This window comes from Gorillibacterium terrae, from assembly GCF_051594785.1.
Classification (GTDB): domain Bacteria; phylum Bacillota; class Bacilli; order Paenibacillales; family NBRC-103111; genus Gorillibacterium.
Map to the genome: position 1 here is coordinate 367,265 of NZ_JBPPGI010000001.1, position 13,842 is coordinate 381,106.

At 58.3% G+C, this 13,842-nt stretch carries 4 protein-coding genes; all 4 read left to right on the forward strand.

Annotation, left to right across the window (positions count from 1 at the left end; all coding sequences use genetic code 11):
- Positions 1 to 7: 7 nt before the first annotated feature.
- The gene (locus tag ACSEXS_RS01525; protein WP_438431420.1) at positions 8 to 8,185 is read left to right on the forward strand and encodes a choice-of-anchor D domain-containing protein; all 8,178 of its coding nucleotides are present in this window, start codon (positions 8 to 10) and stop codon (positions 8,183 to 8,185) included.
- 196 nt (positions 8,186 to 8,381) lie between these two features.
- On the forward strand, positions 8,382 to 11,684 hold the full coding sequence (locus ACSEXS_RS01530) for a chitinase N-terminal domain-containing protein (RefSeq protein ID WP_438431421.1): 3,303 nt from the start codon (positions 8,382 to 8,384) through the stop codon (positions 11,682 to 11,684).
- A gap of 376 nt (positions 11,685 to 12,060) precedes the next feature.
- On the forward strand, positions 12,061 to 12,699 hold the full coding sequence (gene xynA / locus ACSEXS_RS01535) for an endo-1,4-beta-xylanase XynA (protein WP_438431422.1): 639 nt from the start codon (positions 12,061 to 12,063) through the stop codon (positions 12,697 to 12,699).
- 201 nt (positions 12,700 to 12,900) lie between these two features.
- Positions 12,901 to 13,740: a formylglycine-generating enzyme family protein gene (locus ACSEXS_RS01540; RefSeq protein ID WP_438431423.1), complete on the forward strand. Its 840-nt coding sequence runs from the start codon at positions 12,901 to 12,903 to the stop codon at positions 13,738 to 13,740.
- The last annotated feature ends 102 nt before the right edge of the window (positions 13,741 to 13,842 follow it).

Below are 13,842 nucleotides of genomic sequence, written 5' to 3' on the forward strand. Positions count from 1 at the left end.
GACTTTTATGCGACGCCTGTTGGCGGTGGTCCTGTCGGCCGCCATGGTGCTGAGCAACGCTCCGGCCCCAGCCTCGGCAGCCGGAAACTCCACTTGGCAACAGGTGGCCGGTGATGTGCTGAGCAGCGCAGCCCAAGCTACCTCCCTGTATGTGCTAAACGGTGTACCCTATGTATCCGCCGCCAGTGGCAGCAAGATTCAAGCTTGGAAGGGAACCGGCTCAAGCTGGACGTCCTTGTTGAATCAGTCCGCTACCGCACCCACCAACACGTCCCTATTTTTAAATGGAGCCGGCAAGCCCTATGTGGCTTACAGCAATTCGGAAACTGCAGGAAACACGAAGGTGTTGAAATATAGTTCGGGTACGACTTGGACTTCATTAAATGCCCCGGTCCCTACAGCGGATCAGACCGTCCTCAGAGAGTCCTCCATCTCCCTAACCATCGACGACGATGGAACCCCCTATTTGGCGGCCAATCAGACGAACATGTCCGGCCGTGTCTCGGTAACCCGATACAAGAACTCTGCCTGGGAGTATGTGGGCAGCAAGTCGATAGCGGGAGATCAAGCCTTTTCCGCAACCATGGATCTCTACCAAGGCACCCCCTACGTGGCTTACTGTGTCAATGACAGTGACGCTTATGGCGCATACGTGTCGATGAAGAAGTACGACGGCACTCAGTGGAATACAGTGGGCGATGCTCAAATCTCAACCAAGACACCAAGATCGTCGTATGTAACTGGCGCGTATGTAGCGATGAAGATTTCGAGCTATGGAACCCCGTATGTGGCCTTTGCGGATCCGGGCACCGGCAATCGCCTGATGGTAAAGAAGCTCAGCGGGGCCAACTGGATCACCGTGGGCAGCGGTTACCTCACCTCCGGAGAAGCCTCCTCCATTTCTCTGTATGTGGATGGCGAAACGCCCTACGTCGCCTATAAGGACGGAACGGCTGCCTCAACGGCCGGCGTAACGGTAAAAGGATTTAACCCGCAAAGCAACAGCTGGATCACCTTAGGCAATTCGGAAATCGCCCAAAGCAGTAACGCGAAAGGCATTTCCTTGTTTGTGGAAAGCGGAATACCCTATGTCTCCTATTCGACCGCATCCGCAGTTAAAGTGATGAAATACGCAGAACCGCCCAAGCAGCCGGTCACCATCACGCCCGGCAACACTTCCGTCATCTACGCCGGCACGACCATTGACCTATCCGCCGTATCCGGTTTGTTTACGGTGACGAACGGTGCAGGCGCGAGAACCTATTCCCTGGAAGCTGCAGTCTCGGAAGGCAGCGGCGAGGGGCAAATCCTTAACGGGACTTCTCTCAGCGTCACCAAGGCGGGGATCTTCCGAATCGGCCTGGTGACGGCAGAATCCTCGACCAACACGGCAGGCAGCAAGGCAATCGCTACCCTGACGGTAGGGAAAGGGACGCAGAACGCCCCAAGCGGCCTTGGTGCTGAGAATGCCTCATCCTCCAGTGCCAGCGACGGTAAAATCACCGGGCTGACAAGTGGCAGGGAGTATGAGTACAAGCTGACCGGCGGGTCTGCTTATACAACAGTGACCGCGAGTGCAAGCGGGGAAATTCCCAACTTGGCTGTGGGAACCTATGTGGTGCGTTATCCCGCCACTCCCCTCTACAATGCGAGTGGGGACTCCACGCAAATTACGGTTTATGATGCCACTTCATTGACCTACTCCGCCTCGGTTAACGCGACCAGCTACACTTTTCCAGCGGCATCGGCGAATTATGCGCAGCAGGCGGAGAAGCAATTCACCATCACCAACACCGGATCCGGCACTCTTACCGACCTGTCGGTCTCGCTTTCGAATGCGGACTTTTCTATTACTTCGATGGTATTTGTCACCCAGCTTGCGCCTAATGGACAGGCAACCATCCGAGTACGTCCTCAGACGGGGCTCGCCGCGGGAACCCATACCGGTACGCTGACCTTTACGGGCGCCAACGGGATTTCCCTGACGGTGGATTTGTCGTTCACGGTTAATAAAATTCAAACCTATAACTCCCTCAAATCCGGCGTCTCTTCCTCCTACGATTATGTATACAATGGTACCGCCTGGGAATTATTCTACTGGTTCAACTTTAGCCCGAGTAATGGCAAGCGAGTTTATACCCTTGAAGAAGGAACGACCGGTCAGGGGTTCTTTGTTGGCTCGCAACTTAATTTTACAACGGCCGGAACCTTTGTAGTCGGCCTGGTAACGGAAGAAACCGACATCTATGCGCAAACTCCCAAGATCTTCTTCACCATAAATATGTTCAAGGGAACCATACCCGCACCGGCCATTGGGGCTGTGAATGCAACCGTCGGCAGCAGCAACGGTATCATCACGGGGCTGAGGGCTAACAAGGAATGTGAGTACAAACTTACGGGTGCAAGCAGCTATACCTCAGCGACCTCCAATGCATACGGGCAGATCACCGGCCTTCCTGCAGGCACCTATGTGGTGCGCTATCCCAATAACGACTTGCACGCCGCAAGTCCGAACTCCAATTCTGCGACCATTGGAGAGGATGCCTTGCCCTTCTCCGCTACCGTAAACCCGATCAGCGGCACCTTTGCGACGGCCCTGTATGGGTACGGTCTCCAAGAGGCGCAGACGTTCACGATCACCAACACGGGAACCAACACCATTACGAGCCTGTCGGCTTCCCTGAACGAAGGCGCAGACTTTGCGATCAGTACGGCGTTGTCTGCCGTACAGCTTGCGCCGCATGCAACGGCGACCGTCAGCGTACAGCCTAATTCGGGGCTTTCCGTTGGAACGCATACCGGTACGCTGACCATCACCGGAGCGGATGGAATTTCCTTGACGGTCGCTTTGTCCTTCACGGTAAACAAAGCGGATCAGAACCGGCCGGAGAATCTCGGCGCTGAGAATGCAACGAGCGGAAGCAGCAACGGGAAAATTACCGGGCTGGTACCCGGTGCCAAGTACGAATACCGGCTCACCACCGCGAGCGAGTACAGCGAAGTGACCGCCGATGCCAACGGGCAGATTACCGGTATTCCTGCTGGAACTTATGTGGTACGCTATCCGGCTACTCCTGTCTATAACGCAAGCCCGGACTCCAATTCCGTGACCATCGGAGAGGACGCCCTAACGTACTCCGCTACCGTGAACCCGATCAGCGGCACTTTTGCGGCGGCCATGTACGGGTACGGACTGCAGCAGGCGCAGACGTTCACGATTACCAACACCGGAACCGGCACCCTGACGAGCCTGTCGGCTTCCCTGAACGAAGGCGCAGACTTTGCGATCAGCACGGCGTTGTCTGCCACGCAGCTTGTGCCACAAGCAACAGCAACCGTCAGCATACAGCCGCAGACGGGTTTCACTGTCGGGACGCACACCGGTACGCTGACCATTACCGGAGCTAATGGAATTTCCTTAACGGTCGATTTGTCCTTCACGGTAAACAAGGGCGATCAAAACCGGCCGGAGGGTCTCGGCGCTGAGAATGCAACGAGCGGAAGCAGCAACGGAAAAATCACCGGGCTGACAGTTGGTGGGGAATACGAGTACCGGCTCACCACCGCGAGCGAGTACAGCGAAGTGATCGCCGATGCCAACGGGCAGATCACCGGCCTTCCCGCAGGTACCTATGTGGTGCGCTATCCCGCTACTCCTGTCTATAACGCAAGCCCGGACTCCAATTCCGTGACCATTGGAGAGGATGCCTTAACGTACTCCGCTACCGTGAACCCGATCAGCGGCACCTTTAAGGCGGCCATGTACGGGTACGGACTGCAGCAGGCGCAGACGTTCACGATTACCAACACCGGAACCGGCACCCTGACGAGTCTGTCGGCTTCCCTGAACGATGGAGCAGACTTCACCATCAGTACGCCGCTGTCTGCCGTACAGCTTGCGCCGCATGCAACGGCGACCGTCAGCGTACAGCCTAATTCGGGGCTTTCCGTTGGAACGCACACCGGTACGCTGACCATTACCGGAGCGGACGGGATTTCCTTGACGGTCGCGTTATCCTTTACGGTTAATAAGGCGGATCAGAACCGGCCGGAGGGTCTCGGTGCTGAGAATGCAACGAGCGGAAGCAGCAACGGGAAAATCACCGGGCTGACAAGTGGTAGGGAGTACGAGTACAAGCTGACCGGCGGGTCGGCTTATACAACAGTGACCGCCGATACCAACGGGCAGATCACGGGGCTTCCCGCAGGCACCTATGTGGTGCGCTATCCTGCCACCCCTGTCTACAACGCGAGCCCGAACTCCAATTCCGTGACCATCGGAGAGGATGCCTTGACCTACTCCGCCACGGTTAATGCCACTAGCTACACCTATCCAGCAGAAAAGGTGAACTATGCGCAGCAGGCGGAGAAGCAATTCACCATTACGAACACCGGAACCGGAACGCTTACCGGTCTGTCTGTCTCGATTACGAATGCAGACTTTACCATCACTTCGATGGTGTTTGTGACCCAGTTAGCACCAAATGCGCAGGCAAGCATTAACGTACGCCCAGAAACGGGCCTCGCTGTAGGAACGCATACCGGTACGCTGACCTTTACAGGAGCGGACGGAATTTCCCTTACCGTCGATTTATCCTTCACCGTAAACAAGGCGGATCAGGCCCGACCGGAAGGTCTCGGCGTTGAGAATGCAACAAGCGGAAACAGCAACGGGAAAATTACCGGGCTGACTAGCGGCAGGGAGTACGAGTACAAGCTGACCGGCGGGTCCGCTTATACTACAGTGACCGCCGATGCCAACGGGCAGATCACGGAGCTTCCCGCAGGTACCTATGTGGTGCGCTATCCCGCTACTCCTGTCTATAACGCAAGCCCGGACTCCAATTCCGTGACTATCGGAGAGGATGCCTTGACCTTCTCCGCTATTGTGAATCCGACGAGCGGCACCATTCCAGCGGCCGTGTATGGGTACGGACCGCAGCAGGCGCAGACGTTCACGATTACCAACACCGGAACCGGTACAATCACCAACCTGTCGGCTTCGCTTAACGATGGCGCAGACTTCACCATCAGCACGCCGCTGTCTGCCGCACAGCTTGCGCCGCAAGCAAAGGCAACCGTCAGCGTACAGCCTAATCCTGGCCTTTCCGTCGGAACGCACACCGGTACGCTGACCATCACCGGAGCGGACGGAATTTCCCTGACGGTCGCGTTGTCCTTCACGGTTAACAAGGGCGACCAGACTCGTCCGGAAGCTCTCAGCGCTGAGAATGCAACAAGCGGAAGCAGCAACGGAAAAATCACCGGGCTGGTACCCGGCACGAAGTATGAGTACCGGCTCACCACCGCAGGTGAGTACAGCGAAGTAATCGCCGATGACAACGGTCAGATCACGGGTCTTCCCGCAGGCGCCTATGTGGTGCGTCTTGCTGCAACGGATGTGTATAACGCAAGCCCGGACTCCAACTCCGTCGTTATTGGAGAGAATGACTTGACCTACTCCGCCACTGTGAACCCGACCAGCGGCACCTTTGCGGCGGCCCTGTATGGGTATGAACCGCAGCAGGCGCAGACGTTCACGATCACCAACACCGGAACCAGCACCCTGACGAACCTGTCGGCTTCCCTGAACGATGGAGCAGACTTCACCATCAGCACGCCGCTGTCTGCCGCAGAACTTGCGCCGAATGCAGCGGCAACCGTCAGCGTACAGCCTAATCCTGGTCTTTCCGTCGGAACGCACACCGGTACGCTGACCATCACCGGAGCGGACGGAATTTCCCTGACGGTCGCGTTGTCCTTCACGGTTAACAAGGGCGACCAGACTCGTCCGGAAGCTCTCAGCGCTGAGAATGCAACAAGCGGAAGCAGCAACGGAAAAATCACCGGGCTGGTACCCGGCACGAAGTATGAGTACCGGCTCACCACCGCAGGTGAGTACAGCGAAGTAATCGCCGATGACAACGGTCAGATCACGGGTCTTCCCGCAGGCGCCTATGTGGTGCGTCTTGCTGCAACGGATGTGTATAACGCAAGCCCGGACTCCAACTCCGTCGTTATTGGAGAGAATGACTTGACCTACTCCGCCACTGTGAACCCGACCAGCGGCACCTTTGCGGCGGCCCTGTATGGGTATGAACCGCAGCAGGCGCAGACGTTCACGATCACCAACACCGGAACCAGCACCCTGACGAACCTGTCGGCTTCCCTGAACGATGGAGCAGACTTCACCATCAGCACGCCGCTGTCTGCCGCAGAACTTGCGCCGAATGCAGCGGCAACCGTCAGCGTACAGCCTAATCCTGGCCTTTCCGTCGGAACGCACACCGGTACGCTGACCATCACCGGAGCGAACGGAATTTCTCTGACGGTCGCCTTGTCCTTCACGGTAAGCAAGGAGGAGCAGGCCCGACCGGAAGGTCTCGGCGCTGAGGATGCAATGAGCGGAAGCAGCAACGGGAAAATCACCGGGCTGGTACCCGGCACCAGGTATGAATACCGACTCACCGCTGCGAGCGAGTATACCGAAGTGACCGCCGATGCCAACGGGCAGATCACCGGTCTTCCCGCAGGTACCTATGTGGTGCGCTATCCTGCAACGGATCTGCATAACGCAAGCCCGGACTCGAATGTCATCGAAATTAGAGGCTTGTCCAGCAGGGAGAACTCGGTCATCGCCGTAACGGCTCCGGCAAACGCAGTCATCCGCGAAGACGAGAAGAGCATTACGGCCACGGTAACTAGCAATGTTACCGACCTGACCGTCAATGTTACGGTAAGTGCGGGGGCAAGCTGGAAACTGTACAGCGACTCGGCGTGCACCCAGGAAATCGACAAGACCCTACAACTGAATGTAGGCTTGAACAAGGCCTATCTCAAGGTCACTGCCCAGGACGGCACTCCATCGGTCTATACGCTGAACATTACCCGCACGAGCCCCTCCGGCGGTTCCAGTTCGGGTGAATCCGATAACGGGGCTTCCGTTATTGTCAACGGCGAATCCAAAATCGCCGGTACAGCGCAGACCACGACCGGTCCGGATGGTCGAACCACCACCACCGTCACCGTCGATTCCGGCAGACTGGAGAGTATCCTCGCTTCCGAGAAGAGCGGCGCTATTGTCGTGATCCCCGTTACGGGAAACACAGATACGGCGGCTGGCGTTCTGACGGGTCAAATGGTGAAGACCATGGAGAATCAGGCTGCGACCCTTGTCGTCCGAACCGATTCGGGCACCTATACGCTGCCTGCCTCCGAAATGAAGATCTCGGCGGTGTCGCAGCAGCTCGGTACGAATGTAGACCTTAAGGATATCAAAGTAGTCGTCAGCATTGCGAAGACGTCCGGGCAGATGGCGACGGTTGTGAAAAACGCGGCCAAAGACGGCGGCTATACCCTGATGCTGCCGTCCGTGGACTACACGGTCACCGGCAGCTACGGCGGACGCACGGTACCCATCAGCAGCTTCAATGCCTACGTGGAAAGAAGGATTGCGATACCGGAAGGCATTGATCCTGCCAAGATTACAACCGGAGTAGTAGTGGAGCCGGATGGAACGGTCTATCATGTTCCTACTCAGGTTACCGTAATTAACGGCAGATACTATGCGGTCATCAACAGTCTGACCAACAGTACCTATTCCGTCATCTGGAATCCCATTGAATTTACTGATATGAATAACCATTGGGCAAAGGCTTCGGTCAATAACATGGGTTCCCGAAAAGTCGTGACCGGGGTTGGAAATGGCGAATATGAACCGGATCGTAACATGACCCGCGCTGAATTTGCCGCCGTTATGGTTCGGGCGCTGGGGCTTGCCCCTGGAAAAGGAAGCAGCAGCTTTAGCGACGTGGCCTCTACGGAGTGGTACTGCGGATATATTCAAACAGCCGCAGCCTACGGGATCATAAAGGGCTATTCCGATAAGGAATTCGGACCTGCCGACACGATTACCCGCGAGCAGGCCATGACGATGATTGCGCGGGCTATGAAGATTACCCGGCTGAATGCCGGACTGGCGAACGGGGAGGGCAGCAAGCTGCTTGAAGCGTACAGCGACAGATCGAAAGTATCTGCCTATGCAAAAGACAGCGTAATCGAGTGCATTAAAGCTGGAGTAGTATCGGGCAGAGGCAACCATACGCTTGCGCCAAAAGCTTATGTAACACGCGCCGAAGTCGCCGCAATGGTAGAACGGCTGCTGCAAAAATCGAAGTTGATCTAACGCGGGTGATGTTTCGGGTCAACAAGAAACTGGCCGAACTACGCTCTTCGCTCAATTAAAGCTCCACCCTCCGGGGTGGAGCTTTTTTTCTATTAAAAATCTCTAAATTTTCGCCAATCCCCTATATTCTATCTCTATTTCAAGATAGGATAGGAGAAGGCAGTGCAATTATCCAATATTTTGAAGGAGGAAGGGTATGAGAGAGCATTCGGGTTGGAAGAAGAAGCTGCTGAACAGTTCGCTGGCGGTCGCGGTGGCGCTGCCGCTGCAGTGGTTTGCCTTGGGTGCCGCACCTTCGGCATTTGCCGAGGGCCCGGCCGATCCCGCACCTTACATCGAGGCCAAGGTCGTCAACGAGCATGCGGGACAGAAGATTCTGTTCGACAATACCCATGAGCAGACCGCGGGTGCGGCGGACTGGGTGATCGACGGCGCTTTCTCCGATTTCGGCCAAGCGCTTGCCCAGGAAGGCTACTCCGTCAAGGAGCTCCGCAAATCGACGCCGATAACGCTCGCCGATCTCACCGGCTATGACGTGTTCATAACGGCCGAATCCAATGTCCCTTACAAAGCCAGCGAGCAGCAGGCCCTGGCGGACTATGTGGAGAACGGCGGCAGCATCTTCTTCATCGCCGACCACTACAATGCGGACCGCAACAAGAACCGCTGGGACGGCTCCGAGGTGTACAACGGCTTCCGCCGCGGCGCCTGGGACAACCCGGCCAAGGGCATGAGCGCCGAAGAGGCGGGCTCCGCCGCAATGCAGGGGGTCGTCAGCTCCGATTGGCTGGCGGACGAATTCGGCGTTCGCTTCCGCTATAATGCGCTGGGCGATCTCAACGCTACCCAGATCGTAGCACCGGCCCAGTCCTTCGGCATCACGCAGGGCGTGTCTGCCGTCGCCATGCATGCGGGCTCCACGCTGGCGATCTTGGACCCGACCCGGGCGAAGGGGATCGTCTACCTGCCGCAGACCAAGGAGGCCTGGGGAAACGCCGTGGATCAAGGCGTTTATGCGGGCGGCGGCGTAGCGGAAGGCCCCTTCGTTGCGATTGCGAAGAAGGGAGCCGGCAAGGCGGCCTTCATCGGCGACTCTTCCCCGGTGGAAGACGCGACGCCGAAATACCTGCGCGAAGACACCGGGGCCAAGAAAACCACCTATGACGGCTTCAAGGAAGTAAACGATGGGACCCTGCTGGTCAATACGGTCAACTGGCTCTCCAAGCGGGAGAGCTACACGGACTTCACCCAGGTGAACGGCCTGACGCTGGATCAGCCGACGCCGCTCTTGTCGTTCGAGCAGCCCGCCCTGTCCACGGAGCCGCAGGCGGAGCCCTGGGCCGCTCCCGAGGCGGGGTACAAATGGTACGACCGCAGCACGTTCCAGGCAGGCTCGTACGGCGGCCCCGCGGCGACGGCCAATGCGGCCTACGGCTTCACCCATCAAGCGGTCCTGCCGAACGCGGCGGATTTCCAAATCCGGGTGACGGCGGATAACCTGCCCGCCGGCACGACCGTATCCGGCTTCCAGGTCGGCATCTACCAGGTCAGCGGCGGCGCCCAGATCGCCAAGATTCAGAACAGCGACGGCACTTGGCCGTCCAGCTACGCTTACAGCTCCTCCTTCAGTCTGACGGCCGACCGGAACGGCCATGCCTACCAGGACCTCACGGTCCGGATCAAGCCGGGCACGACGGCGGCCTCCAACCTGCGGCTGCGCCAGAACGGAACCAACCTGAAGACGGAGGCAGTGACGCTGGGCGACGTGCCGGCGGAACCGCTGCCGCCGGAGGACGATCCGATCCCGGCGAAGATCTCCATCGGAGCCGCGCGCGGGCAGACCGTCGGTTCGCTGGTGACGGTCGAAGGCGTGGTCACGACCGAGCCGGGCATCTTCGGCGGACAAGCCTTTTACCTACAGGACGATACGGCCGGTATCTACGTATTCCAGAGCCTGAGCGGCTTCCACGCCGGCGATACCGTCAAGGTGACGGCCCCTACCGCTCTGTACAACACGGAGCTGGAGCTGACCAGTCCGGTCGAGATCGCCAAGACAGGGACGGCAGCGCTGCCTCAGCCTCCGGTCACGAAAGCCGTCGGCGAGGCGAATCAGGGGCAGCTGTTGGAGCTGGATGGGGTGAAGGTGGCCGGGATCGTGAGCGCGAGCCCCAGCGGCTCCTTTGAATTCGAAGCGGTCGCGGCAGACGGGACGAGCACGCATGTGCGAGTGGATGCCAGGACCGGCGTCACGCAGAGCAGCTTCCCCTATTCGGAAGGGCAAACCTTGAATATCCGGGGTGTGGCCTCCGTCTTCAAGGGCGTATACCAGTTGAAGACGCGCAACCTGGGCGACTTCACGGCGGTCGAGGAGGAAGCCGTGCCGGTAACCACCGCGGCGGTTTCACTCGAAGCGAATGGAGCGGGCTGGCATAACCAGCCGGCCACGGTCAAGCTGGAGACGGCCGTCGCGGGCGGTGCGACGGCTGCGATCCATTACCGGCTGGACAACGGCGACGATCAAGTCTATACCGCACCGCTCGTATTGAGCGAGGACGGCAGGCATACGCTCGCGTATTATGCGGTGTCCGGCAAAGGCGTCTCGGAAGAGCCGCACACCCTGACGGTGAATCTCGACACGACGGCGCCGGTGATTCAGCTAACCCAGTCCGGCCAGGCGATCGGCGACGTAGATCAGCAGGCCGCGCTGCGCTTTGACCTGACCGCCGCCGATGCCTTGTCGGGCCTGGCGTCCCAGCAGCTTCTGCTGGACGGGCAGCCAATTGCAAGCGGCCAGAGCTTCCGCGCCGCCGATCTGGGCATCGGCGCTCACACGGTCAGCTATACGGTGACCGATGTGGCCGGCAATACGGCCGCACAGAGCCACTCGTTCCAGGTAACCGGCAAGGTGCTGGCCACCGGAGCGCCCGCTCAGCCGGTTCTGTCCTCGAACAGCGGCCATCAAACCGGACTGAGCGACGGCCGGTATACGGTGACGATGAACCTGTGGTGGGGCAACAATGGCGCGACCTACAAGCTCTATGAGAACGGGACGCTGGTGGATACCCGCACGCTGACCGACGCTTCTCCGGCGGCGCAGACGGCAAACACCGCCTTCCAGGGCAAGCCCAATGGCACGTATGTCTACACCGCCGAGCTGACCAATGCCTTCGGCACCACGAAGAGCGCCCCCCTGGTCGTGACGATCCGCGATGCCGCCCCGGGCAAGCCGGTGCTTTCCCATGACAACTGGGACGGCGACGGCCAATATACGGTGACGACGAACCTGTGGTGGGGGACCAATGCCACGGAGTACCGGCTGTACGAGAATGGACAGCTGATCGACACCCAAGCGCTGAACGCAGCGACGCCTTCGGCTCAAAGGGCCATAACGGCGATCCGCGACCGGGCTCCCGGGGTGTACGAGTATCGGGCTGAGCTGGTCAATGCCGCAGGCGTAACGGCGAGCGATACGATCAAGGTAACGGTCACCACCCCATGAACAACCGAAGCAGCCGGCAAAAAAGGCCTTAGGCCATTGGGACTCTCTCCGTTTTTCGGTTGATTTGCATCAGCTCAGGCGCGGACTTCCATGACCGCTCCTGAGCTGTTTTTAGTGAACTCTATCAAATCGGGGGTCTATCTCTTTAATTTGTTAAGTGTATTGTATGCGCTTTCTTAATATAATGAACTCGACACCAAGATGCAAAATATTGTTAGCAAAACCTATTAATGAGAGAATCAAACCGGCGAAAGGGGGTGAAGATGGGCATTCGCGCCTGCATTCGCGTAAAGGATGTGTGACAAGAGGAACCGTCCAGTCGTACTCAGTAGGCAAGGAAAAGGAAAAAGACTATTTAATCTTAGGAGGTAAAATGATGGTTAAGTTAAACAAGAAAATGATGACGCTGCTTCTTACCGCTTCGCTGGGGGGAACGGGCTTGTTTGGGGCTACCGCCAGTGCGGCAACGGATTATTGGCAGAACTGGACGGACGGCGGCGGAACTGTAAACGCTGTCAATGGATCTGGAGGAAATTACAGTGTAAATTGGTACAACTGCGGAAACTTCGTGGTCGGCAAAGGCTGGACGACCGGATCGCCGAGCCGGGTCGTCAACTACAATGCCGGTGTCTTTGCTCCGTCCGGGAACGGGTATCTGACGCTGTACGGGTGGACGAGAAACGCGCTCATCGAATATTACGTCGTTGACAGCTGGGGGACGTATCGGCCGACGGGCACATACAAGGGCTCCGTCAGCAGCGACGGCGGCACGTACGACATCTATACGACCATGCGCTACAATGCGCCTTCCATCGATGGAACCCAGACGTTCCAGCAATACTGGAGCGTCCGCCAATCGAAACGGCCGACCGGCAGCAACGTGTCGATTAATTTCGGCAATCACGCCAACGCCTGGAAGAACGTCGGCATGAACCTGGGCAGCAGCTGGTCTTATCAGATGCTGGCGACCGAAGGGTACCAAAGCAGCGGCAGCTCCAACGTTACCGTCTGGTAATCCTCCTGCTCCAGCCGCCGTGCGCAGCGGACCGGCTAGAGCGGGATTCCTGATCGCGATCCGCGTGAACGTCGCTAAGGTCTGCCGGCCCCTTGCCGGCGGCCTTGGCCCGTTCCACCCGGACGCGCTCGAAGCCATACCGCCCGGATGTGGAGTCCCCCATAACCGGCAAGACGAACTTCCATAGAAGGAGCGCTATCCATGATCAAGCGATCCCTTTTCCTCGCGCTGCTCATCCTGATTCTGGCCGGCGTCGGCGCTTGCTCGTCGTCAAAGCCCGACAACGGCCTGGTACTCGTCCAAGGCGGCACCTTAACGAACGACAAGCTCGGTTCCGGTGACAAAAGCATCACCCTGACGGATTTTTATATCGGCCGCTACGAGGTCACCCAAAAGGAATGGACCGAGGTCATGGGGAATAGCCCCTCCCAGTTTAAAGGCGGCGATCGGCCGGTCGAAACGGTAAGCTGGTATGACGCGGTGGAGTATTGCAACAAGCGGAGCCTCCAAGAGGGCCTGACTCCCTATTACGAGATCGACAAGGACAAGCAGGACCCGAACAATCGCAGCGAACGCGATCCATTGAAATGGACCGTCACGCCCCACGAAGGCGCGAACGGCTACCGTCTTCCGACGGAAGCGGAGTGGGAATATGCCGCAGCCGGAGGGCAGGAGAGCAAGGGCTACACCTACAGCGGAAGCAACGATGCCGTTAAAGTCGCCTGGTATTGGAAAAACGCCGGCGACCGCCCCTTATCCGGGGACTGGAACTGGCCGGCGATCGAGAACAATCATAATCAAACCAAGCCGGTGGGCGGCAAGAAAGCCAATGAGCTGGGCCTCTACGATATGTCCGGCAACGTGCGGGAATGGTGCTGGGACTGGTACAAGGGCGAGGACAGCGACGGCGGAATGTACCGGGTGGTAAAAGGCGGCGGCTGGATCGGCGATGTTCGCGGGACGGAGCTGGGATACCGGGGAAAATTCGAGCCGAACGGCACCGGACCCGATCAAGGCTTTCGGGTGTTTCGCAGCAAGTAGCATTCGCAGCCTCGCAAGAAGAGGCGGGGGAAGGAGTCAGGCGCCGGTGCCTCCGGCGTCTTTTTTGCGTTAGGGCGAGAAGGGGGTTCCTGTACGGCGAAT